Origin of the sequence: Paenibacillus sp. CF384, from assembly GCF_900106745.1 — a bacterium.
In the GTDB taxonomy this organism is placed as follows: domain Bacteria; phylum Bacillota; class Bacilli; order Paenibacillales; family Paenibacillaceae; genus Paenibacillus_Z.
The window spans coordinates 258,556-280,365 of the sequence record NZ_FNNV01000007.1 but is presented as its reverse complement, the minus strand read 5'-3'; the positions used below and the strand labels follow the sequence as shown (position 1 = coordinate 280,365).

The following is a 21,810-nucleotide window of genomic DNA, read 5'->3' as shown; positions in this document are numbered from 1 at the left end:
GGATAAAGTAATGGGATATCATGCAGGGGATTTTGATGTCATCGTAGTCGGTGCCGGTCATGCAGGTGTTGAAGCTGCACTTGCTGCTGCGAGAATGGGCTGTGAGACGCTGTTGCTTACGATTAATTTGGACATGGTGGCTTTCATGCCATGTAACCCATCGATTGGCGGTCCGGCCAAAGGCCATGTCGTGCGTGAAATTGATGCACTTGGCGGGGAAATGGGACGTAACATTGATAAAACGTTTATCCAAATGAGGATGCTGAATACGGGTAAAGGCCCGGCTGTACACGCACTGCGTGCGCAAGCGGATAAGTTTCTTTACCAACATTTTATGAAGCAAACGATTGAAGAAACCGATCATCTGACCCTTCGCCAAGGGATGGCGGAGGAACTCGTTATTGAGGACGGCGCTTGTGTAGGGATTATTACGAAGACAGGTGCAGAATATCGCGCGAAAACCGTTGTTGTTACCACGGGAACGTATCTTCGCGGGAAAGTAATTATGGGCGAGCTGATGTATGAGAGCGGGCCTAACAACCAGCAGCCTTCTGTTAAGATGTCCGAGAGCTTGCGCTCACTTGGTCTGCAGCTTGTTCGTTTCAAAACAGGCACGCCGCCACGTGTGCATAAGGATACGATTGATTTCTCCAAAACAGAGATTCAGCCTGGCGACGAGAAGCCGAAGTTCTTCTCATATGAAACGGAGTACTCCGACAATGAGCAGCTGCCTTGCTGGCTGACGTATACTTCTGAGGAAACGCATAAGATTATTAACGATAATCTCCATCGCGCTCCTATGTTCTCCGGTCAAATTGAGGGAACAGGTCCTAGATATTGCCCGTCTATTGAGGATAAAATTGTGCGATTCGCTGATAAGCCGAAGCATCAAATCTTCCTAGAGCCGGAAGGAAAGAACACGTCAGAGTATTATGTGCAAGGACTCTCGACCAGCATGCCTGAGGATGTGCAGCTCAGTATTCTCCGTTCTATTCCAGGTTTGGAAAAAGTTGAGATGATGCGTACGGGCTATGCGATCGAGTACGATGCCGTTGTTCCAACACAATTGTGGCCATCTCTAGAAACGAAAATTGTTCCGGGGTTATTCACAGCTGGACAAATTAATGGTACATCCGGCTATGAGGAAGCAGCGGGGCAAGGTGTTATGGCTGGTATTAATGCTGCACGTAAAGCGCAGGGGAAACCACCGGTTATCATCGACCGTTCGCAAGGCTATATCGGAGTACTGATTGATGATTTGGTGACGAAGGGTACTACAGAGCCGTACCGCCTATTAACTTCTCGTGCGGAATATCGGTTGTTACTGAGACATGACAATGCCGATATGCGTTTGACGCCAACCGGTTATGAGATCGGGTTAATCTCAGAAGCGCGTTATCAGAAGTTTTCACAGAAGAAGCTGCTGGTGGAGCAGGAAATTGAGCGTCTGAAAACCGTCAAGATTAAACCTGATGAACTAACGCTTCAACTGCTGGAGGAAGCACAGTCTACTCCGATTCAACAGACGACTGACGGACTTTCCATATTAAGACGTCCTGAAGTATCCTATGATATCATAGATCGACTGTCCCCATCGCCGGAAGTGCTTACGGATGATATGAAAGAACAAGTTGAAATTCAAATTAAATACGCCGGCTATATTGAGAAACAGCAGCAACAAGTTGAGCGTCTTGCCAAGATGGAGAAGAAGCGCATTCCGGACGATATTGATTACATGGTGGTCAACAATCTCTCTAAGGAAGCGAAATCAAATTTGTCTAACATTCGGCCGTTGTCGATTGGGCAAGCATCACGAATTGGCGGTGTAACGCCGGCTGACATTTCCATTCTTCTTGTTTATTTAGAACACTACAATAAGGTTATTGCTGCACGGGGGTAATGATGAACGCTACCGAAACTTGGTTTACTGGTTTATTGCAAGAGCAGGGAGTGGCGCTTTCGCCGCTCCAGCTCCAGCAGTTCCAAACGTATTATGAACTGCTGGTAGAATGGAACGAGAAAATGAATTTAACAGGCATTACGGAGAGAGAAGCGGTGTATGAGAAACATTTCTACGATTCCGTGACTCTCTCTTTCTTTGTCAAAATGGACAAGGTGTCATCGTTGGCCGATATAGGGTCAGGTGCCGGATTTCCAAGCCTGCCATTGAAAATTTGTTTCCCTCATCTTAACATTACGATTGTAGATTCCTTGAATAAACGAATTCAATTTTTGCAGCATGTCGTGCAATCGCTTGGTCTTCAGAACGTACAATGTGTTCATGGTCGTGCTGAAGATATTGCGCGCCTTGCTAATCACCGCGATGCCTATGATGTTGTTACCGCAAGGGCAGTTGCAAGGCTTAGTGGATTAAATGAATTATGTCTTCCTTTTGTTCGTAAGGGTGGAGTGTTCGCTGCAATGAAAGGTTCCGACCCTGCTGAGGAAGCGAATGAATCAAAACGCAGTATGATTGAGTTGAAAGCAAAACTTACTTCTGTTGAACATTTGAAGCTGCCTTTCGAACAATCAGATCGGCATATCCTCCTGATGGAGAAGCTTGGAGCTACGCCAGTGAAGTATCCAAGAAAAGCTGGTTTACCACTGAAGCAGCCTATTATGTAGTCCATATCGTTTGATTTTGTTTCACGTGGAACATTTTACTCGCAGTCACAATTGTTTCGATAATAAATCCCTGTCAAGCAGGAAATCAACTTACAGCCGGCGAATTATAGTAAGAACGACAATACTCGGCACTTTGAAATCGGGTGGTAGTTGACGATATGAAAGAACAGTTCTCTCGTTTATTCGGATTGAGTGATACCAAAAGCACTAGTCAAGATGAAGTGAAGCAGCTTCCAATTGAAGATGTGGATACAAGTCCTTATCAACCGCGGACTGTCTTCGATGATGATCGTATTGAAGAACTCAGTCAAACCATCCGTACACACGGCATCATACAACCGATTGTTGTAAGGATACGTGGTGGAAGGTATGAAATCATCGCAGGTGAACGCCGCTATCGTGCAGTTAAAAAACTCGGTCTTGAGACGATTCCGGCTATCGTTCGTGAATTTAATGATTCTCAAGCCGCTTCAATTGCTCTAATTGAGAACCTTCAACGTGAAGGGCTCACTTCAATTGAAGAAGCGGTCGCGTATCAGAAGCTTATTGATCTTCATAATCTTACGCAAGAAAGCTTAGCTCAGCGTTTAGGTAAGAGCCAATCTACAATAGCAAACAAGATCAGACTTCTAGGTCTGGGTGATACCATTAAGAATGCGCTGATGGAACGCAAAATTACGGAGCGTCACGCGAGAGCCTTGTTATCACTCGATACAGAAGAGCTGCAGCTGAAAGTGCTGGACGACATTATAACGAAAGAGCTGAACGTGAAACAAACGGAAGCTCGTGTAGCTTTCTATAAAGAAGCTACGAAGTCTAAGAAGCCAAAGCGAATTTCCTTTACGAAGGATGTGCGTTTGGCATTGAATACAATAAGACAATCTATTGATATGGTTTCGGGATCGGGCTTGCAAATTAAGACCAATGAACAAGATTACGAGGATCATTACGAAATCGTAATCAAAATTCCGAAACGATAATAGCGATTCAAACAGCCGTCCGAACCTGGGACGGCATCGTCATTTCATCGTTTTATATGGCATCATTAAAGTAATCAGCATAGAGGTGAACGGTTTGTCTAAAACGATAGCAATAACGAACCAGAAGGGCGGTGTCGGAAAAACGACCACGTCCGTTAATCTGGGTGCTTGTCTAGCGTCGCTTGGCAAGAAAGTATTGCTCGTGGATATTGACCCTCAGGGTAATACGACGAGCGGAATTGGAATTAATAAAGCAGATGTTGCACATTGTATTTATGATGTGCTTATTAATGATGTTCACCCTAAAGATGCTACTTGTTCTACTAATATTGAAGGACTTTATATTATTCCAGCTACGATTCAGTTGGCCGGTGCGGAGATCGAACTGGTTCCAACGATTTCTCGTGAGCAGCGCTTGAAGAAGTCACTTGCTCTTGTTAAGAACCAGTATGATTACATCCTCATTGATTGCCCGCCGTCTTTGGGCATTCTAACAATTAATTCTTTAACCGCTTCTGATTCAGTTATTATCCCTATTCAATGTGAATATTACGCGCTGGAGGGCTTAAGCCAGCTGTTAAATACAGTACGTCTTGTTCAGAAACATCTGAATACTACGCTTCAAATTGAAGGTGTTTTGCTTACGATGTTTGATGCCAGAACAAATCTGGGCATTCAAGTTATCGAAGAAGTGAAGAAGTATTTTCAACAAAAGGTTTACCAAACGATTATTCCGAGAAACGTCCGTTTAAGCGAAGCTCCTTCACACGGACAATCCATCATTACTTACGATCCAAGATCCAAAGGGGCAGAGGTGTATCTTGAACTCGCGAAGGAAGTGATTATGTATGAGCAAGCGGCTAGGTAGAGGACTTGATGCGCTTATCCCATCGCTATCTGTAAGCGAAGATGATAAAGTTGTAGAAGTTTCGTTAACACAGCTTCGTCCCAACCCGTATCAACCACGTAAAACGTTTGATGATGATGCGATTAAAGAGCTCGCTGAATCGATCAAGCAGCATGGCGTCATTCAACCCATCATTGTACGCACCGTCCTTAAAGGGTATGAAATCATCGCCGGTGAGAGACGATTCCGTGCATCTCAGCTATGTGGGAATACAACTATTCCAGCAGTAATCCGCAACTTCTCTGACCAACAGGTTATGGAGATTGCGTTAATAGAAAATCTTCAACGTGAAGATCTCAATGCAATGGAGCTTGCAATTGCTTATCAAGCACTCATGGATAAATTCGAATTGACTCAAGAAGAACTGTCCATGAAGGTAGGCAAGTCGAGATCACATATCGCAAACTTTCTGCGATTGTTGTCATTGCCGGAGCAAATCAAAGATAATGTTTCACGTGGAACAATTTCAATGGGACATGCAAGGGCAATTGTGGGTGTGAAGGAAGATGCACGCAAGAAGGAACTTGCTGAATTGACCATTACCAATGAGTGGAGTGTTCGTCAATTAGAAGAAGCGATTAAAAACTTGGATCAGCCTTCAGCTGAGAAAGCGAAGCCGCAATCTTCTAAAAAACGCGATCCCTATATTGATCAATTGGAAGAAACACTGCGTGAACAATTCAAGACAACGGTGAAGATTAAGCAACAAAAGGATAAAGGTCGTATCGAACTTCTCTATTATAATAAACAGGACCTGGAACGATTGTTGGAATTATTGCAACAGTTATCTTAATACTAAAACTCAAATAGCATACTCGATTGGGAATCCCCGTTTGAAGTAGGGGTGCCAATCGAGTATGCTATTGTTAGAATAAAAAGGTATTTCGGCTCGTTGGCTAGAGGGGGAGTAATGATGCAGCAGACAACGGATAAGGGATTGATCTATCTCGATCATGCAGCCACGTCATGGCCTAAACCGGCTGATGTCATTCAAGCTGTTGTGGAAGCAATGGAGCATGACGGGGCAAACCCAGGGAGAGGCAGTCACGCGATGGCTGTTCGGGCAAGCAGAATTTTATTCAATACGAGAAAAGCGCTGTCTAAGCTGTTCGCCGTATCGAACCCTAATGATATTGCTTTTGCACTAAACACAACCATGGCTCTTAACACCGCTATTAAAGGAATGTTAAACAAAGGCGATCATGTAATAGCCACTGCAGTTGAACATAATTCCGTACGTAGACCCCTGGAACACTTGAGGAATGTAAGTGGTATTGAGGTGAGTTATGTTGAAACAAATGAAGCAGGGGAACTGGATGCGAAACAAATTGAAGCTGCAATACAACCTAATACCAAGCTTGTTATTGTAAATCACAGTTCGAACTTATTAGGGTCGATACTGCCAGTAGCTGATATTGGAGAAATTACGCGCAAACGAGGGATAAAGCTGCTTGTTGATGCTGCGCAAACAGCTGGGCTGTTGGAGATTAATGTGGAGCAAATGGGGATCGATATGCTCGCGTTTCCGGGCCATAAAGGGCTGCTGGGGCCGCAAGGAACAGGGGGGTTATACATTCACCCCAACTTGGAGCTGGAGCCCCTCCTGCACGGCGGTACGGGCAGTCAATCCGAGGCGATTGAGCAGCCGAAGGTGCGGCCAGATCGCTATGAGGCGGGTACTCAGAATGCAGCAGGAATTAATGGGCTGAAGGCTGGCGTACAGTATGTTCTGCATGAGACGGTGCAAAATATCCATACTAGAGAATGGATGCTGACACAGCAATTGATGGAGGGGCTTCATGCTTTAAATGGCGTTCATATCCTGGGCCCGGAGTTCGGTAAACCTCGGACAGGAATCGTGTCGTTCGTGTTGCCAGGGGCAGATCCGTCGGAGATTGGATTTATTCTGGATCAGCATTATCAGATTGCTGTCCGCACAGGATTCCACTGTACTCCGCTCGCACATGAAATTGCAGGGACGAAAGAAACAGGGGCAATTCGCGCAAGCGTCGGCTGCTTCACAACGAAACAAGAGGTTGATGCGCTTATAGCGGCTGTAAAGGAAATAAAGCAGCACTACAGCTAATGGGCTTTAAACGGGGGAGAGTAAGACATCATGAATGAACTGATCGAAAGACCGTCCGATTGGATAACGATTGGGCTGCTTGTTATTGTTCTGATCTTGTTAATACGCAGTTTCGTTATCAGCAGTAAACTGAAACGACTACGTAAGAGTTATACGCAGTTTATGAGCGGCGCAGGAGTAGAGGAACTGGAAAGTGTAATTGTGGAACTGAAGCAACGCCTTAATACTCAGGAAGAAGAACAGAACAAAATAAAGCAAAGCGTTCATACGCTGAATGGTACGTTGAAGAAGAAGAAAGGCAATATCGGTATTCATCGATATAACGCTTTTGCAGAACGAGGCAATGATCTGAGCTTCTCAATAGCAGTGATTGATGATGCTGAAGACGGAATGGTGCTAAGCGGCATTCACGGTCGAGAGAACACGTTCGTCTATGCCAAGCCGGTGCAAGAGGGGCAATCGAAGTATCCGCTAACCCCGGAAGAAAAAGAAGCGATCAGTCTTGCGTCGCAGCGGGAATCGAAGTAGGGCGTACGCATTTCATGATCGATAAGAAAAGACTGTGCGCAATAATATCAGACATCCGCATAACTAGATGAAGACGCGTATTCTGCAAAACAAAATACTCCATAAAGCCGCCGACATTTACAATGCCCGTGATGTGGATGTCACCAACAGGCGGTAGATCTTTATTCACACCGGCACCCGGACGGACAGGACCAGAACCGACTTGAATACAGCCGACACTAGCGGCTTGACCCAAGCAGGCATCAATACCAATGACAAATGGCTTGCGGACAAACTTATTGATGTCGATTAACGTTTCGTCCAAGTTCATCGCATGGACAGGTTCCTCCAGGGTGCCATAAAGATCGAAGAAGGGACTCCGATATTTGCTGAGAGAAGTGCCGACAAGAGGGCCGAGCGAATCGCCTGTGGAACGGTCAGTACCTACACATACAACAACAAGCCTACGATCAGCAGGGACGTTGTCCAAAAGGTACGTGATGCGATTCATCAGAAGTCCTGTAATGTTAGGTTCTGTGTACGGTACTTTGAGCGGTGTTTCTTTCATTCCTGGCAATTTCATAGATTCTCCTCCCGCCAACTCTATGAATTCCAACAACATAATCGATAGAGAAACGTTGTTATCACTTGGTTACTAGTATATGGATGGGACAACCATTTTATACTTGGAATATAAGAAAGGTTGAACGAACCTGTAACAAATACATGTAGGAGGTGCAGATGCAATGCTTATTGCCTTTGACTCCACCCAGCAGGCTCTGCGGGCGGAAATGCTATTAGAATATGCCGATATTGAAATAGACATCTGTCCAACACCGAAACAAATTACAGCGGGCTGCGCACTATCCATTCATTTTCCCGAGAGTGATCTGCTAGTCGTGAAGGATGTCATTAGCCAAGAGAGTGTAGAGATTAGGGGAATATTTAAACAGATTGAGGATCGGTACGAGCCCATTGAGTTATGAGGCTTAAAGGGATACGATAGAGAGTAGAAACGGCTTTAGAGGAAAGGGGCGGACTGTTATGGAGAGGAAACAGTTTGAACTGGGCGATGTTGTGCAAATGAAGAAGCAGCATCCATGTGGCACAAATGAAATGGAGATCATTCGCATGGGGATGGATATTCGCATCAAATGCGTCGGCTGTAAACATAGCGTTCTCATACCGCGTGCGAAGTTTGAGAAGAACTTGAAAAAGGTGCTCCGTTCGAAGGCCGAAGAAGGCTTAAATGGGGGAGAAAGCGCCAATGAAACATCAAGTAATTAATGCTTGCAATTGGACGAGCCCCGTGGTAAGATAAATTCTGTTCTGCTGATTCACCTTTATGGAGAGGTACCCAAGAGGCCCAAGGGGGCTGACTCGAAATCAGTTAGGCGTGTCAAAGCGTGCGTGGGTTCGAATCCCACCCTCTCCGCCATATTTAAACAATCAACGACCCTAACGGGTCGTTTTTTAGTTTATACCGCTTAGAGGCAAAACCAACAACTAAAACACGAATTTTCGCACACAAGAGAGTAGCAGAGACTCGCCGTGTTGTTTGATGAAGGTATTTCCTGTGTCGCAGACACATAGGAAAAAAGGGTACTCACGAGCGCTTTATTTCCTGTGTCGCAGACACATAGGAAAAAAGGGCTCGTGCGAGCCCTTCTCCGACGGCGTTTGATTTAGAAAACAGTCATCACTACAAGCTTTTCGTAAGAAACCTCGGTTCACCGGTCTTTAGTCGGTGTGCGTGTGTTACAGACACTGGTCTTTGGCACATCCCTCCGCTTCTATGCTGAGTGGACAAAATCTCCTTGAGGTTCGTACATGTATGGGTTCAACGGAACCACACCTCTCTTTACACCGTCACCACTATAATGCGCAGCTTGCTTATCTTCTATACAAATGGGTTGTGAAATTCTAATACATTCGTTTCCACTTACGATCCTTATTCGAAAGGGACGGGAACTTGTCGCCTTTCGCCAATCTTACCTTCTGCGGATTGTTTACACCCATATGAAAAGATGCTTCGCCGATTTCAATATACATCCCGTCGTTTGGCGCACGGTCGCCTTCTCGAAATTCTGTCCATTCACCCATTAATGAATTACACCTCCAGTGCGGTTGCACAAATGAGGACGACGCAGAGATTCCGTCCTGATCATTAGTGTGCAACAAATGAAGGAGGAACATGAACGGAAGAAAGAGGTAGGCATACAACCATAATTAACACTTGTCAAGAAGGGACTAAGTTTGGTATAGTATTCGGGTATGCGAGAAATTAACTCGCTCCTTGCTCCCTTTAAGGGGGCCGCATAGTCCAAGAGGAGGTGAAACATATGCGCAAATACGAAGTGATGTACATTATTCGTCCGGATGTGGAACAAGAGTCGGTACAAGCTTTGACTGACAAGTTCCAAGCAATCATCGGAAACGGTGGAGAAGTCACAAAGCATGACGTGATGGGTAAACGCCGCCTTGCGTATGAAATCAACAAGATTCGTGACGGTATCTACGTACTGGTACATTTCAATGCAACTCCTGAAGTTGTTGCTGAACTTGACCGCGTCATGAAAATTACGGATGAAGTTATCCGTTTCTTAGTTGTTAAAGATGTAGCTTAGTCTCATCAACGCAAGGATGTTTCGATTGGAGGCGATAAACGATGTTGAACCGTGTTATTCTCATCGGTAGATTAACAAAGGATCCTGAAATGCGCTATACGCCGGCAGGTGTTGCGGTAACGCAATTTACACTTGCGGTGGATCGTCCGTTTACGAGCGGTGGTCAGAACGAACGGGAAGCGGATTTTATTCCGATCGTTACTTGGCGTCAGCTCGCTGAGACTTGTGCGAACTACTTGCGCAAAGGCCGCCTAACAGCGGTTGAAGGCCGTATCCAGGTACGGAATTACGAGAACAACGAAGGCAAGCGGGTCTACGTGACTGAAATTATTGCCGATAACGTGCGTTTCTTGGAATCCGGTAACCGCGACAATGGTCCGCGTGATGAAGGTGCGGCAAGTTACGGTAGCGGAAACGGCAACTACGGCGGAGGCAACTCACAAGGTGGCTCCAATGGTGGTAATCCACAAGGTGGAGGTCGTTCGGGAGGCACACCAAGGAACAACAATAGTCGTGATCCGTTCTCAGATGACGGACGCCCGATCGATATATCGGAAGATGATTTGCCATTCTAACTGAAAGGACGGATGAACATGAGCTTTAAGCAAAGAGATGGTGGCGACGAGCGTCCAGAACGCAAATTCGGCGGACGTAAAGGCCGTAACAAACGTCGTAAAGTATGTTTCTTCACAGCTAACAAAATTACACACATTGACTATAAAGATACGGACCTGCTTCGTAAATTTATCAGCGAGCGCGGCAAAATTTTGCCACGTCGTGTAACTGGTACAAGTGCAAAGTATCAACGTCTTCTGACTGTAGCGATCAAACGCTCCCGTCAAGTAGCGTTGCTGCCTTACACAACGGAATAGGACGTAACGAAGAGGCAGCCAATCGGCTGCCTTTTTTGCGTTCATATAAGGAAGTCCTTTAAAACTTACTTGCTTGCTGCTCCGCATAATCGCCGATAACAGGCAGCTTGAACCTTTTGCCCTGCAAGGCAAGGAGCATTAATGCAACCCATAATATAAATGACAGCGGAGCAAGTAAAATGCCAAGCAGCCAACCGATAAACGGGATAAAGCCGAGCACAATATTAATAACAACCAATACGACAGACACGAGGATCGATTGCATGGCATGGAATTTCACGAAGTTGCTTCGCTTCTCCAGCACGAGAAACAAGATGCCGGTTACAAAGCTGCCCAAATAGCAAAGCAACCCGACAATCTTAGGGTCGATACCTGTTGATGATGGATCAGGTCCAAATAACGGTGCTTGCATAATAACGCTCCCTCCCTTTGTAGGTATGTATTCAAGCTTGGTTCAAACTATGCTTGGTTGAATTGACCAGATTTAGCAAAGGAAAATCGTTAACCATTTGTAACTTTCGGCTCCGCATAATCGTTTAGAATTAGGAAATCACGTGTAAATAGATTTGTAGAGAATGGGGCGTTACAATAACAATGCAACCGAGAAAATCACAACGATCGTATAAATGGCTGGCAGCTGTTCTCGTTATCGTAGTACTTGCAGGGACAGTCGGCTATTTCAATCGTAATGCACTGGCGATGTGGGGCTTTGATGTGTTCTTATCCGGGAAGGTTAAGGACGAGCTGGAGAATTCGTATCAGCCTTTGGATGGCCACGAACCGGTTAAAACCACTTATAAGCCGGAGGAGCCATTCTCCATGCTCCTGCTCGGCGTCGATCAACGGGATAAAGAGGTAGGACGTTCAGATACGATGATCTATACCGTCATCAGACCCAAAGATGGCGCTATTCTAATGGTATCTATCCCCCGTGATACGTATGTCGATATCGTAGGCAAAACAACGAAATCCGGAAACCAATGGGAAGATAAAATTACGCATGCTTATGCTTTTGGCGGTGCGAAAATGTCGGTTGAAACCGTCGAAAGGTTATTCAACAATACCATCGATCATTATGCTACAATTAACTTTACCGGCTTCCGTGAAGTAATCGACGCTATGGGCGGGATTGCGCTTCCGATTACGGAGGATCTGGTCAATGACGACCCGGATCACGAGAAGTTCGTTGTTAAGGCCGGTAAAGAGCTCTACAATGGCACTGAAGCGCTCAACTTTGTTCGGTTCCGTGAAGATGCAGGCGGCGACACAAGCCGTGCAGGACGTCACCAGCAGTTCTTAAATGCGATCATGACTAAAGCTTCGCATGTCCAGCAGTGGACGAAGATTCCTGAACTTATTTCTATTATGGGCGAGAATTTCACAACCGATCTAACACCACAGCATATGATTGATCTGGCGAAGAGCATGCTGCAAAGCGACAATCGCACGATCTATAGTCATACGCTCAAGGGCAATGGACATCGGAAGGTAAATCACGGCGCATGGTACTATTTTGCGGACGAAGAAGATTTAGCTGCAACGCAACAGTTGATTAAGGCTTGGCTGGATCCAGCGAAAACGAAAGCAGAGCTGCCGCTTCCGGAGGAATACCAGGTTAAAGATCAGAAGCCTGTGCAGTCGTTGTCGTCGAAAACAAAAGCAGCATCAGAGAAGCATTAACGGCAATGCGGCGCTTATAGCCACTCATAGGCGCACGTCAAGCACGTCAAGCTGCAGCTAGGCCCGGAGCTCTTCACGAACACAGGAAAGACAAAGTAGAAGGGAATGGGAACACCAACATGAATATTGCTTTTTTTCTACTGCCTAAGCAAGAGGTGGTATGGTTGACGCTCGATGCAACACTGCGTCAAACACTCGAGAAGATGGAGCATCATCGCTATACAGCAGTACCGATTCTCGATAGTCAGGGCGGATATGCTGGCACATTAACTGAGGGCGATCTGCTGTGGTATATGAAGAATAACCCTCAAGTGACCTTTGATCAGACGAATAAAGTGAAGCTGACGGATGTCCAAATGCGCATGGCCAATAAAGCCGTTCAAATTGATGCCAATATGGAGGATCTGATTTCACTGGCGAAGGTGCAGAACTTCGTGCCTGTAGTGGATGACATGAACCGGTTTATCGGCATTGTTCGTCGAAGCGACATTATCGACTATTGTGAAGCCATTATCCTAAATCAACCTAAACAAGCCAGCACAGAAATGGCAGCCGGCTAAATCAGACGCCGTCCTCGATCCAAGAGGGCGGCGTTTTGTCTTCCTTGCTGAGCGGGATTCTGGAGCTCCTACTGGACAAGGTCCCCTGTGTTGCCGGATTTGTTTTATGCTATAATGGGGAGTAAATCATTAGTTGTGTACTAGTAAAACAGCAAGAGGTGAACGGTTTGAAAACCGGCTTAAAGTCAATTTTATGGAGCTTCTCAGCGTTAATTCTACTGCTTATGGTAGCAGTCCCCGTATTGAATGCGCTGGCTGCGGCAGTATTAATGGTGCCAACAGTAATTTTGTACACGACCTTATCTAAACGGGCATTTACGCTGCATATGGCAGTCGTATATGGAATTGGCGTCATCATTATGGGACTGCCTGCCCTAATCGTGGGACTGTTCTTCTTAGTTCCATCGCTTGTGATGGGGCATTTCTACCGGAAAGGGGCTCCTGCCCGGAAAGTTCTAACCGCTACCGTATTGACGGTGCTTGCTCAGCTTCTTCTGGAGCTGGTTGTGTTTGACCTCGTATTTGATTTCTCCTTGATGCATGAAATCCGTGAACTGATTACGAAAACAGTGGACAATTTACGAGAACAAGGACTTATGCCTAGCGTATGGACGGCAACCGTCACGGAATCGTATGTGCAGAGCTTGATTCATTCCATTCCAATGGCGCTTATTACCGTTTCATTCCTGCTTGCGGTTATCACGCATGCGATTGCAGCACCTGCTCTGCGTACAAGCGGGTTGACGATTTCGCGTCTGCAAGTGGCTCGCGAGTGGAGATTACCGCGGATTTTTGTGTTTTATTACCTGGTCGTACTCATAGCGGATATGGCTACACCGAACACAGGGTCTTCGTTCATGACGGTGACGCTTCATAATTTGGTACCGTTGATGCAGCTAGCTTTCTCCATTCAGGCGATGGGTTTCTTCTTCTTCGTGGCGCATGAACGCAAATGGAACAAAGCGATACCGGTGCTTCTCTCGGTGGTTGTCGCGATTTTCCAACCTTTAAGCTTGATTGGGGTCATTGACGCAGCTTTCCCAATCCGTAAAGCGTTTAAGAAATCGTGATACGGAGGCGAATGAAACAATGCCAAAGTTTTTAATTAATCGCTGGCACGGCATGCACCATTTGTGGGCATTCGTGCTTATGATTTTGCTAACGGTCACACTTGCTTTCTATGAATGGAAGCTCGGTATGCTGGGACTGCTGCTCTGTGGGGCGGTCGGCTTCTACTCCGTAATGGCCGAGCGAGCTTTTCGCCGCGATTTAAAGGTCTATCTTGGGACGCTGTCGTATCGGGTGAAGAAGGCCGGCAATGAGGTTATCAGCGATTTGCCATTCGGAATTATTCTCTATAACGAAGACAAGACCGTAGAATGGCATAATGCGTTTGTTACGCACATGCTGGAGCGGGAATCTGTTGTCGGGGATTCATTAGAAGATCTGTTCCCGACACTGTCGCAGGCCAAGGAACGAGAAGGCACTGTAGAAGCGCATGTCGGCAACTCGGTATACGAGCTGCAGTTCAGGTTCGATGAGCGCCTGCTCTACATCCGTGATATGACGCAGCGCTGGCAGCTGGCTAAGCGATATGAAGAAGAGAAGCTTGCGCTTGGCATCGTCATGATGGATAACCTCGATGAGGTTACGCAAGGCATGGACGATCAACAGCGCAGCACGCTGCTCTCGAAGGCGACTGCGGAAATTACGGATTGGGCGAACAAGTTCCATGTGTATTTGAAACGGCTCACGTCTGACCGATACTTGGTTATTACCGACATGCGTACGCTCAAGCAATTGGAGTTATCGCGGTTCGTCCTTCTCGATGAGGTGCGGGAGATTACCGCGGAGAATAAGATTCCGATGACGCTCAGCATCGGCTTCGCTGCAGGTGCCGAAAGCGTTGTGGAGCTCGGGCACTGGGCACAGACGAGCCTCGATTATGCACTTGGACGCGGAGGCGACCAGGCTGCCGTGAAGGTCGGACAGCGGCAGTCCTTCTATGGCGGGAAGTCCAACGCCGTAGAGAAACGGACCCGTGTTCGGGCGAGGGTTGTCGCGCATGCGCTGCGTGATCTGATCAAAGACAGCGACCGCGTCGTTATCATGGGGCATAAAATGCCGGATATGGATGCGATCGGCGCTTCCATTGGCGTACTGAAGGCTGCTATGCTCTTTAATAAAGAAGCGTACATCGTACTGGAGGGCGTTAATCCTTCCATCCAGAAAATGATGGAGATGCTGAGGGAAGAAGAGCGGATAGCCAAACGATTTATAACGCCTGAGCAGGCTAAAGAGCTGATTAACGGAAACACGCTCGTCGTCGTCGTCGATACGCATAAAGCATCGATGGTGAAAGAACCGAAGCTGTTAACGCAAACGGACAAAATTGTAGTGGTCGATCACCATAGACGCGGAGAAGAGTTTATCGCGAATGCGATTCTGGTCTATATGGAGCCCTATGCGTCCTCGACTTGTGAGCTCATCACGGAGCTGCTGCAATATATTAACGATCGAGTGCTCCTGGATGTTAGAGAAGCAACAGCGCTGCTGGCGGGGATTACCGTGGATACGAAGAGCTTCTCGCTTCGTACCGGCTCGCGCACCTTTGAAGCGGCTTCGTTCCTGCGCCGCAACGGAGCGGATTCAACCTTGATTCAGCGGATGCTGAAAGAAGACTTGACCGAATACATTAAGAAGGCAGAGATTATTAAGCAGGCTGAAATCGTATATGACCATATCGCCATTGCGATGACGGAGCAAGGCCGGCAGTATTCGCAGCTGCTCATTGCGCAGACGGCAGATACGCTGCTTAATATGACCGATGTGCTGGCTTCCTTCGTCATAGGAGAACGGCCGGACGGTCTGATTGGCATCAGTGCCCGTTCACTGGGGCACATGAACGTGCAAGTAGTCATGGAGCGAATGGGCGGAGGCGGGCATTTAACGAATGCCGCCGCTCAGCAAGAAGGAACTGTAGTGGAAGTAGCGCAGCGACTGAAGCAGGTGCTGCAAGAACTTGATAAGGAAGAGGGGTTATTCGAATGAAGGTAATTTTTCTGCAAGACGTGAAGGGGCAAGGTAAGAAAGGTGAGGTTAAAGAGGTGTCGGAAGGGTATGTGCGCAACTTCCTATTCCCGAAGAACTTGGCGAAGCCGGCTTCCGATGGCAACCTGAAGACGCTTGATGTGCAGAAGGCATCCGAGCAGAAGAAGAAAGAGAAAGAAAAAGAAGATGCCAAGGCGCTTGCAGAACGTCTGGAAGCGATGAAAATTATTGTGAAAACGAAAGCCGGAGAAGGCGGTCGTTTGTTCGGCGCTATCACAAGCAAACAAATCGCGGAGTCGCTTGAGGCGCAAGGCGTCAAAGTAGACAAACGCAAGATTGAACTGGAAGAACCCATTCGCACGCTTGGCGTTACGCAAGTTATGCTAAAGCTCCATCCAGAAGTGAAAGCGAAGCTTAGTGTACATGCTACAGAGGAATAAGAGCAATCAAAAGGGGAGTCATGCGGACCAATGAGTAATGAGATGAGTTTTGACCGAATACCGCCACAGAATATGGAAGCCGAACAAGCGGTACTCGGTGCTGTCTTATTGCAAACGGAAGCGTTAATAACGGCGATGGAGCGGCTGCGCAGCGAGGACTTCTATCTGCCGTCGCATCAGCTGCTGTTTGAAGCGATGGTGGAGCTTGGTGAAGCCAGCCAGCCGATTGACTTGGTAACCTTGACTGCTTATTTGCAGGATCGGCAGCAGCTGGAGGAAATCGGTGGCGTCAGTTATCTGGCCAAGCTGGGTAACGCGGTTCCAACAGCCGCTAATGTCGATTACTATGCGCAGATCGTTGAAGAGAAATCGATGCTTCGCCGTCTCATTCGGACTGCGACGAATATCGTATCGGAAGGCTATGCCGCGGCTGAGAATGTCGGAGCCATGCTTAGTGATGCGGAAGCCCGCATCATGGAGCTGTCTAACCGTCGTTCAAGCACTGGATTCATATCCATTCGCGATGTGCTCATGGAAGTATTCGAGAAAGTGGAGCAGTTATATTCGAATAAAGGCGGCTCAACAGGCATCCCGTCCGGATTTACCGACTTGGACAAGATGACCGCGGGCTTCCAGAAAAATGACCTTATTATTGTGGCTGCACGGCCATCCGTAGGTAAGACGGCATTCGCCCTTAATATTGCGCAAAACGTCGGTGTACGAGCGCGTGAAACGGTCGCCATCTTCAGTCTGGAGATGTCGGCTGCTCAGCTGGTGCAGCGTATGATTTGTGCGGAATCCAACGTAGATGCGGGCCGATTGCGTACCGGGTATTTGGAAGGCGACGATTGGGAAAAGCTAACGATGGCGATTGGTTCGTTGTCTGAAGCGCAAATCTTCATCGATGATACGCCGGGCATTACCGTATCGGATATTAGGGCCAAATGCCGCCGACTTAAGAAAGAGCGCGGACTTGGCATGATTCTAATCGATTATCTCCAGCTCATTCAAGGACGCGGCAAAGCCGGCGAGAATCGTCAACAGGAAGTATCCGAGATTTCTCGTACACTGAAGCAAATCGCCCGTGAACTCGAAGTGCCGGTTATCGCACTGTCGCAGCTCAGCCGGGGCGTTGAGCAGCGCCAGGACAAGCGTCCGATGATGTCTGACCTTCGGGAATCCGGTTCGATCGAGCAAGATGCCGATATTGTAGCGTTCCTATACCGGGATGACTACTATGATAAGGAATCCGAGAAGAAGAACATTATCGAAATCATTATTGCTAAACAGCGTAACGGTCCTGTAGGAACTGTCGAACTTGCCTTCCTGAAGAATTACAATAAATTCGTTAGTTTAGACCGTTCGCACCAAGAACCCGGCCAAGCCTCCTAACAGGGGAGGGTTGTATCCCACATTAAACGAAATTCCGAACAATGCGATATAGGACCCTACAATTGTTCGCTTTTCGTTGACTTTACCACTGCAGACTGCTAAACTAATCATGCTGTCTAAAGCTGGTAGCTATTATGTTGTTTTTATAATTTCACCTCGGCAGTGCGTGCAAAACTTGTAATGGGGGTATATCCATGTCAACGGTAGTTGTAGTCGGAACCCAGTGGGGAGACGAAGGCAAAGGAAAAATCACCGACTTTCTGGCGGACGGTGCTGATGTTGTAGCCCGGTACCAGGGGGGAAACAACGCAGGTCATACCATTATGATCGGCAATAAGAAATATAAGCTCACGATGATTCCATCGGGCATTTTCAATGAAAATAAAGTGTGCGTCATCGGTAACGGTATGGTTATCAATCCGTCCGCACTGATTGATGAAATTAACTATATACATGACAATGGCTTCTCCTCGGAGAATTTGAAAATCAGTGACCGCGCGCATCTGATCATGCCGTATCACCTTGTGCTTGACGGCCTTGAAGAAGAGCGTAAAGGCGATAACAAGATCGGTACGACTCGCAAAGGCATCGGCCCTTGCTACATGGACAAAGCAGCGCGTAACGGTATCCGTGTCGCTGACCTGCTTGATGCAGAAGAGTTCGAAGCGAAGCTTCGCCGCATGGTTATCGAGAAAAACCAAGTGATTGAGCAAGTTTACAACGGCGAGAAGCTGGATGCTGACGCTATTCTTGCAGAATACTTGGGGTATGCAGAGACACTTCGTCCTTACGTAACAGACACTTCCGTTGTGCTGAACGATGCAATCGACGAAGGCAAACGTATTCTGTTCGAAGGTGCACAAGGCGTTATGCTTGATATCGACCAAGGCACTTATCCATACGTGACGTCTTCGAACCCGACAGCTGGCGGCGTTTGTATCGGCTCCGGCGTTGGACCTTCGAAGATCCAACAAGTTATCGGCGTTGCCAAAGCGTACACGACGCGTGTTGGTGACGGTCCATTCCCAACGGAGCTCAGCAATGAGACAGGTGACTGGATCCGCGAGAAAGGTTTCGAATACGGTACGGTTACTGGCCGTCCGCGCCGTGTAGGCTGGTTCGACACTGTTGTTGTCCGCCATGCACGCCGCGTAAGCGGAATTACAGGCTTGTCCTTGAACTCGCTTGACGTACTTTCGGGACTGGAAACGGTTAAAATTTGCACAGGCTACAAGCTGAACGGCGAAATCATTACGCATTATCCTGCGAGCTTGAAGCTGGTCTCCGAGTGCGAAGCGGTGTACGAAGAAATGCCGGGCTGGAGCGAAGATATCACGAATGCGAAGACCTTGGCTGATCTGCCAGAGAACACGCGCCGCTACGTGGAGCGGGTATCCGAGCTTACAGGAATTCCGATTGCGATCTTCTCCGTGGGACGTAACCGCGAGCAGACGAATCCGGTTGTACCTATCTACGTTTAATTAATTACCAATTCAGAGGACTGCGAGAAATCGCGGTCCTCTTCTTTTTTTGCCTAATTGGGGCCTGCAAATGTGAATGGTTCCTGCACCGCGTGCCCATACTAAGAAGTATGGGCGAAAATGCCCTTGCATAGGAGGGTGATAATCATGTGGAAAATGACAGGGTGGCTGGCGAAAACGATCGCGGCGGGACTGCTGATCAGTTTTCTATCAATCTGGACGACAGGCTATATCGTGAACAGCTATGTCGAGACGCTGCTGAAGCAGTTTAATGTGCCGCTCGAACAGAAGCCTTTTGCACTGAACGGCGTATGGGGCGGGCTATGGGGAGCGGACCCCGTCGTGAAGCAGAAAGGAAACACAGTGGATACGGATTCTTCATCGAAGGATAAAGATGCAGATGCGAAAACAGGAAGCAGTGCAGATAAGAACGATGATTCGACGTCAACGGATAGCGATTCACCGGCTTCGGTCGATGCGTTCGAGCAGACTCCGAGCGGTGAACTTAGCGATATCGGAGGCGGGACCGGGACGAAAGCAGGCAGTGGCGTTGCTTCTAAATCGGATGACGAGGTTGCTATGTCGACCGATGAGATTAATGCAGCGAAATCGCAAATCAGCGATTCCGATAAGGAGAAGCTGTTCGATACCTTGACGAAGCTCCCGCAGGACGCATGGCAGAACATATCGAAGCTGATGGAGGATGGGCTGACAGACGGGGAAATGACCCAGGTCCAGCAGCTCATGGCGCAATACCTAGATCGGACAGAATACGACGCAATGCTGGCAATTCTGAGCAAATATTAATGTCAAGCCAAGGGTCGTTTGGTTGAATCGTAATGCAGCGTTATGATAAAGTAGAATTCGTACCCTGGCAATGTATGTTTTACATTGTCCGATCCCAACAAAGTTATGGACCATAACGCGAAAAGGAGACGATCATGGCCTTTTTTAATGAGAGGGGTCGCATCCGGAAGGTATGGAACTCGTTCCGACAGACTTTTCGGACCGTCAACCCAAATAGCACGCAAGGCAATACGAAGCACCGATTACTGAGCAAGAAACCGTTATTTCTAGCGGTAAGCGCAGTAGCTTTATTGACGATTGCAGGCTTCAGCGGCAGTCATTATGTACAAGCACACACCGTAGATTATGTCGAAGTTTATCATAATGGCAAGCTGATCGGAGAAGTAGGCTCAGAGACCCAGGTTGAAGAGTGGATTAGCAACAAAGAGAAACAAATTCAGGAGAAAAACGCAGGCATACATATGGTGCTTGACGCAGGTACGATCACATACAGCGATAAAAGCGCTTACAATGCGAAACCCGATTCATCGGCGACTTTGCAGAAGCTTGAAGGGCTGATTGCTTCACATGCTACGGGCGTAGAGCTCGTTGTAGACGGCAAGCGAGTCGGCGTTGTGAAGGACAAGGCTACGGCTACTGCGCTGCTCAAGCGGGTAGAAGGTAAATATTCGCCGACAGTGAAAGCCGGCAAGGCGGAAGTGACGGCATTAGCCTACTCCGCTGACGGCAGCTTGAAGTCCAAATCGGCATTGAAATCCGTGAAATTTGTCGAGAAGGTTGCGACTAAAGAAGCAGAAGTGCAGCCGGCGGACATTGCCGATCCTGAGCAGTTGTATTTGCAGCTTATCAAAGGAACTGTGAAACCTACTTCGTATACGGTTCAAGATGGTGACTGTGTAGGGTGTATCGCACACAAGTTCGATATTTCGCCGCAGGTCATCTATGAACGTAACAAATGGATTAAAGATGACATGATTAAAGTCGGAGACGTGCTTGATCTCACGGTGCTTCAGCCGCAAGTGACAGTCGAAACGGTCGAGAATGTCACGGAAACCGAATCCATTGAACCGGCAACGGTCGTTCAGAAGAACAGCAATATGAAGGCAGGCCAGTCGAAGGTCATTCGCCAAGGCCAGAGTGGGAAGAAGCAATTGGTGTACCGCTTAGTGAAGCAGAATGGTTACTTGATGAGCGAAGAGCTGATCAGTGAAGTCGTTCTGAAGCCATCCGTTCCGGCGATCGTGATGAAAGGAACGAAGGTTATGCTAAGCGAAGGCAGCGGCCGCTTCAGCTGGCCGGTCACCGGCGCGCGTCTTACTAGCAGCTTCGGTCAGCGTTGGGGCACATTGCACCGCGGCGTTGATATGGTAGGGAACAAGAACATTATGGCAGCAGACAATGGTACAGTCAGCTTCACCGGTCAACGTCCGGGGCTTGGCAATTGTATCATTATCAATCACCATAACGGCTATGAAACAGTTTACGGCCATCTTAGCAAAATTTCCGTCAAGCGTGGTCAGACGGTTGAGAAGGGTCAGCGGATCGGCATTATGGGTAATACCGGTCACTCCTTCGGCACGCATTTGCACTTTGAGGTTCATAAGAACGGCGCATTGCAAAATCCGCTTAAGTACCTGTAAGCGAAGCAATCGCGAAGGATACGAACACTGCTCGGCCATTATGGCCTCGGCAGTGTTTTTGCGTTCAGAGGAAAGTCACAAAATCCGCGGGAATTCGACCAATTCTCCCCTCATATGAGGGAACTTTCATTGGGAACTAAGACAGTTCCTATGGT

24 protein-coding genes and 1 tRNA gene are annotated in these 21,810 nt (G+C 47.6%); 22 read left to right on the top strand and 3 right to left on the bottom strand.

What is annotated here, in order from left to right:
- Positions 1-10: 10 nt before the first annotated feature.
- The 7 genes from mnmG (at position 11) to BLW29_RS14395 (ending at position 7,126) form a co-directional block, all read left to right on the top strand.
- Positions 11-1,900 carry a tRNA uridine-5-carboxymethylaminomethyl(34) synthesis enzyme MnmG gene (gene mnmG, locus BLW29_RS14425; protein WP_090980632.1) on the top strand — a complete coding sequence of 630 codons (1,890 nt, stop codon included), beginning with the start codon at positions 11-13 and terminating at the stop codon, positions 1,898-1,900.
- Positions 1,901-1,902: 2 nt separating this feature from the next.
- Positions 1,903-2,625 carry a 16S rRNA (guanine(527)-N(7))-methyltransferase RsmG gene (rsmG, locus tag BLW29_RS14420; RefSeq protein WP_090980629.1) on the top strand — a complete coding sequence of 241 codons (723 nt, stop codon included), beginning with the start codon at positions 1,903-1,905 and terminating at the stop codon, positions 2,623-2,625.
- 158 nt (positions 2,626-2,783) lie between these two features.
- Positions 2,784-3,605 (top strand): nucleoid occlusion protein, encoded by an 822-nt coding sequence (gene noc / locus BLW29_RS14415; protein ID WP_090980627.1) that lies wholly within the window; start codon positions 2,784-2,786, stop codon positions 3,603-3,605.
- A 94-nt stretch (positions 3,606-3,699) separates the two neighbouring features.
- Positions 3,700-4,473 (top strand): ParA family protein, encoded by a 774-nt coding sequence (locus BLW29_RS14410; protein ID WP_090980625.1) that lies wholly within the window; start codon positions 3,700-3,702, stop codon positions 4,471-4,473.
- Positions 4,454-5,305: a ParB/RepB/Spo0J family partition protein gene (locus BLW29_RS14405; RefSeq protein WP_090980623.1), complete on the top strand. Its 852-nt coding sequence runs from the start codon at positions 4,454-4,456 to the stop codon at positions 5,303-5,305. Before BLW29_RS14410 ends, BLW29_RS14405 begins: the two co-directional genes overlap by 20 nt.
- A gap of 120 nt (positions 5,306-5,425) precedes the next feature.
- Positions 5,426-6,598 (top strand): aminotransferase class V-fold PLP-dependent enzyme, encoded by a 1,173-nt coding sequence (locus BLW29_RS14400; RefSeq protein ID WP_090980621.1) that lies wholly within the window; start codon positions 5,426-5,428, stop codon positions 6,596-6,598.
- A gap of 30 nt (positions 6,599-6,628) precedes the next feature.
- Positions 6,629-7,126 (top strand): DUF4446 family protein, encoded by a 498-nt coding sequence (locus tag BLW29_RS14395; RefSeq protein ID WP_090980619.1) that lies wholly within the window; start codon positions 6,629-6,631, stop codon positions 7,124-7,126.
- Here BLW29_RS14395 and yyaC read toward each other — a convergent pair.
- On the bottom strand, positions 7,095-7,688 hold the full coding sequence (gene yyaC, locus BLW29_RS14390; protein ID WP_090980616.1) for a spore protease YyaC: 594 nt from the start codon (positions 7,686-7,688) through the stop codon (positions 7,095-7,097). The genes BLW29_RS14395 and yyaC overlap by 32 nt on opposite strands.
- A gap of 163 nt (positions 7,689-7,851) precedes the next feature.
- Between yyaC and BLW29_RS14385 the strand changes: the two genes are divergently transcribed.
- The 3 genes from BLW29_RS14385 (at position 7,852) to BLW29_RS14375 (ending at position 8,543) form a co-directional block, all read left to right on the top strand.
- Positions 7,852-8,091 carry a putative Se/S carrier protein gene (locus BLW29_RS14385; RefSeq protein WP_090980614.1) on the top strand — a complete coding sequence of 80 codons (240 nt, stop codon included), beginning with the start codon at positions 7,852-7,854 and terminating at the stop codon, positions 8,089-8,091.
- A 58-nt stretch (positions 8,092-8,149) separates the two neighbouring features.
- The gene (locus BLW29_RS14380; RefSeq protein ID WP_090980613.1) at positions 8,150-8,392 is read left to right on the top strand and encodes a DUF951 domain-containing protein; all 243 of its coding nucleotides are present in this window, start codon (positions 8,150-8,152) and stop codon (positions 8,390-8,392) included.
- A 60-nt stretch (positions 8,393-8,452) separates the two neighbouring features.
- Positions 8,453-8,543, top strand: a tRNA-Ser gene (locus BLW29_RS14375).
- Positions 8,544-9,028: 485 nt separating this feature from the next.
- Here the strand turns inward: BLW29_RS14375 and BLW29_RS14370 are convergent.
- Complete coding sequence (locus BLW29_RS14370; protein WP_090980611.1) at positions 9,029-9,208, bottom strand: YjzC family protein; 180 nt, start codon at positions 9,206-9,208, stop codon at positions 9,029-9,031.
- Between the two features lie 239 nt (positions 9,209-9,447).
- Between BLW29_RS14370 and rpsF the strand changes: the two genes are divergently transcribed.
- From rpsF to rpsR, 3 genes are read left to right on the top strand one after another with little or no spacing between them, the layout of a single operon-like run.
- Positions 9,448-9,732: a 30S ribosomal protein S6 gene (gene rpsF / locus BLW29_RS14365; protein WP_090980610.1), complete on the top strand. Its 285-nt coding sequence runs from the start codon at positions 9,448-9,450 to the stop codon at positions 9,730-9,732.
- Between the two features lie 41 nt (positions 9,733-9,773).
- Positions 9,774-10,307 carry a single-stranded DNA-binding protein gene (gene ssb / locus BLW29_RS14360; RefSeq protein WP_090980608.1) on the top strand — a complete coding sequence of 178 codons (534 nt, stop codon included), beginning with the start codon at positions 9,774-9,776 and terminating at the stop codon, positions 10,305-10,307.
- Positions 10,308-10,325: 18 nt separating this feature from the next.
- Complete coding sequence (rpsR, locus tag BLW29_RS14355; RefSeq protein WP_090574546.1) at positions 10,326-10,604, top strand: 30S ribosomal protein S18; 279 nt, start codon at positions 10,326-10,328, stop codon at positions 10,602-10,604.
- Positions 10,605-10,662: 58 nt separating this feature from the next.
- Here the strand turns inward: rpsR and BLW29_RS14350 are convergent, their stop codons facing one another.
- Positions 10,663-11,016: a DUF4870 domain-containing protein gene (locus BLW29_RS14350; RefSeq protein WP_090980606.1), complete on the bottom strand. Its 354-nt coding sequence runs from the start codon at positions 11,014-11,016 to the stop codon at positions 10,663-10,665.
- 182 nt (positions 11,017-11,198) lie between these two features.
- Between BLW29_RS14350 and BLW29_RS14345 the strand changes: the two genes are divergently transcribed.
- The 9 genes from BLW29_RS14345 to BLW29_RS14305 all read left to right on the top strand — a co-directional run bounded on the left by BLW29_RS14345 (position 11,199) and on the right by BLW29_RS14305 (position 21,655).
- A complete protein-coding gene (locus BLW29_RS14345; protein ID WP_090980604.1) occupies positions 11,199-12,284 on the top strand; it encodes an LCP family protein in 1,086 nt (361 codons plus the stop codon).
- Positions 12,285-12,403: 119 nt separating this feature from the next.
- On the top strand, positions 12,404-12,844 hold the full coding sequence (locus BLW29_RS14340; RefSeq protein WP_090980603.1) for a CBS domain-containing protein: 441 nt from the start codon (positions 12,404-12,406) through the stop codon (positions 12,842-12,844).
- 167 nt (positions 12,845-13,011) lie between these two features.
- Positions 13,012-13,914 carry a DUF2232 domain-containing protein gene (locus BLW29_RS14335; RefSeq protein WP_090980601.1) on the top strand — a complete coding sequence of 301 codons (903 nt, stop codon included), beginning with the start codon at positions 13,012-13,014 and terminating at the stop codon, positions 13,912-13,914.
- 19 nt (positions 13,915-13,933) lie between these two features.
- Positions 13,934-15,895, top strand: a complete 1,962-nt coding sequence (locus BLW29_RS14330) for a DHH family phosphoesterase (protein WP_090980600.1) — start codon at positions 13,934-13,936, stop codon at positions 15,893-15,895.
- Positions 15,892-16,335: a 50S ribosomal protein L9 gene (gene rplI / locus BLW29_RS14325; protein ID WP_090980598.1), complete on the top strand. Its 444-nt coding sequence runs from the start codon at positions 15,892-15,894 to the stop codon at positions 16,333-16,335. The genes BLW29_RS14330 and rplI overlap by 4 nt, the downstream gene beginning before the upstream one ends.
- Before the next feature lie 30 nt (positions 16,336-16,365).
- The gene (gene dnaB, locus BLW29_RS14320) at positions 16,366-17,727 is read left to right on the top strand and encodes a replicative DNA helicase (protein ID WP_090980596.1); all 1,362 of its coding nucleotides are present in this window, start codon (positions 16,366-16,368) and stop codon (positions 17,725-17,727) included.
- Positions 17,728-17,921: 194 nt separating this feature from the next.
- Positions 17,922-19,208 (top strand): adenylosuccinate synthase, encoded by a 1,287-nt coding sequence (locus BLW29_RS14315; RefSeq protein WP_090980595.1) that lies wholly within the window; start codon positions 17,922-17,924, stop codon positions 19,206-19,208.
- 147 nt (positions 19,209-19,355) lie between these two features.
- Positions 19,356-20,015 carry a hypothetical protein gene (locus BLW29_RS14310; protein ID WP_090980593.1) on the top strand — a complete coding sequence of 220 codons (660 nt, stop codon included), beginning with the start codon at positions 19,356-19,358 and terminating at the stop codon, positions 20,013-20,015.
- A gap of 134 nt (positions 20,016-20,149) precedes the next feature.
- On the top strand, positions 20,150-21,655 hold the full coding sequence (locus tag BLW29_RS14305) for a M23 family metallopeptidase (protein ID WP_090980591.1): 1,506 nt from the start codon (positions 20,150-20,152) through the stop codon (positions 21,653-21,655).
- Positions 21,656-21,810 lie beyond the last annotated feature (155 nt).

What these genes read in the sequence shown, in the direction of transcription:
- mnmG (WP_090980632.1), top strand. Translation starts at nt 11, where the DNA reads ATGGGATATCATGCAGGGGATTTTGATGTCATCGTAGTCGGTGCCGGT.
- rsmG (WP_090980629.1), top strand. Translation starts at nt 1,903, where the DNA reads ATGAACGCTACCGAAACTTGGTTTACTGGTTTATTGCAAGAGCAGGGA.
- noc (WP_090980627.1), top strand. Translation starts at nt 2,784, where the DNA reads ATGAAAGAACAGTTCTCTCGTTTATTCGGATTGAGTGATACCAAAAGC.
- BLW29_RS14405 (WP_090980623.1), top strand. Translation starts at nt 4,454, where the DNA reads ATGAGCAAGCGGCTAGGTAGAGGACTTGATGCGCTTATCCCATCGCTA.
- BLW29_RS14400 (WP_090980621.1), top strand. Translation starts at nt 5,426, where the DNA reads ATGCAGCAGACAACGGATAAGGGATTGATCTATCTCGATCATGCAGCC.
- BLW29_RS14395 (WP_090980619.1), top strand. Translation starts at nt 6,629, where the DNA reads ATGAATGAACTGATCGAAAGACCGTCCGATTGGATAACGATTGGGCTG.
- yyaC (WP_090980616.1), bottom strand. Translation starts at nt 7,688, where the DNA reads ATGAAATTGCCAGGAATGAAAGAAACACCGCTCAAAGTACCGTACACA.
- BLW29_RS14385 (WP_090980614.1), top strand. Translation starts at nt 7,852, where the DNA reads ATGCTTATTGCCTTTGACTCCACCCAGCAGGCTCTGCGGGCGGAAATG.
- BLW29_RS14380 (WP_090980613.1), top strand. Translation starts at nt 8,150, where the DNA reads ATGGAGAGGAAACAGTTTGAACTGGGCGATGTTGTGCAAATGAAGAAG.
- BLW29_RS14370 (WP_090980611.1), bottom strand. Translation starts at nt 9,208, where the DNA reads ATGGGTGAATGGACAGAATTTCGAGAAGGCGACCGTGCGCCAAACGAC.
- rpsF (WP_090980610.1), top strand. Translation starts at nt 9,448, where the DNA reads ATGCGCAAATACGAAGTGATGTACATTATTCGTCCGGATGTGGAACAA.
- ssb (WP_090980608.1), top strand. Translation starts at nt 9,774, where the DNA reads ATGTTGAACCGTGTTATTCTCATCGGTAGATTAACAAAGGATCCTGAA.
- rpsR (WP_090574546.1), top strand. Translation starts at nt 10,326, where the DNA reads ATGAGCTTTAAGCAAAGAGATGGTGGCGACGAGCGTCCAGAACGCAAA.
- BLW29_RS14350 (WP_090980606.1), bottom strand. Translation starts at nt 11,016, where the DNA reads ATGCAAGCACCGTTATTTGGACCTGATCCATCATCAACAGGTATCGAC.
- BLW29_RS14345 (WP_090980604.1), top strand. Translation starts at nt 11,199, where the DNA reads ATGCAACCGAGAAAATCACAACGATCGTATAAATGGCTGGCAGCTGTT.
- BLW29_RS14340 (WP_090980603.1), top strand. Translation starts at nt 12,404, where the DNA reads ATGAATATTGCTTTTTTTCTACTGCCTAAGCAAGAGGTGGTATGGTTG.
- BLW29_RS14330 (WP_090980600.1), top strand. Translation starts at nt 13,934, where the DNA reads ATGCCAAAGTTTTTAATTAATCGCTGGCACGGCATGCACCATTTGTGG.
- rplI (WP_090980598.1), top strand. Translation starts at nt 15,892, where the DNA reads ATGAAGGTAATTTTTCTGCAAGACGTGAAGGGGCAAGGTAAGAAAGGT.
- dnaB (WP_090980596.1), top strand. Translation starts at nt 16,366, where the DNA reads ATGAGTAATGAGATGAGTTTTGACCGAATACCGCCACAGAATATGGAA.
- BLW29_RS14315 (WP_090980595.1), top strand. Translation starts at nt 17,922, where the DNA reads ATGTCAACGGTAGTTGTAGTCGGAACCCAGTGGGGAGACGAAGGCAAA.
- BLW29_RS14310 (WP_090980593.1), top strand. Translation starts at nt 19,356, where the DNA reads ATGTGGAAAATGACAGGGTGGCTGGCGAAAACGATCGCGGCGGGACTG.
- BLW29_RS14305 (WP_090980591.1), top strand. Translation starts at nt 20,150, where the DNA reads ATGGCCTTTTTTAATGAGAGGGGTCGCATCCGGAAGGTATGGAACTCG.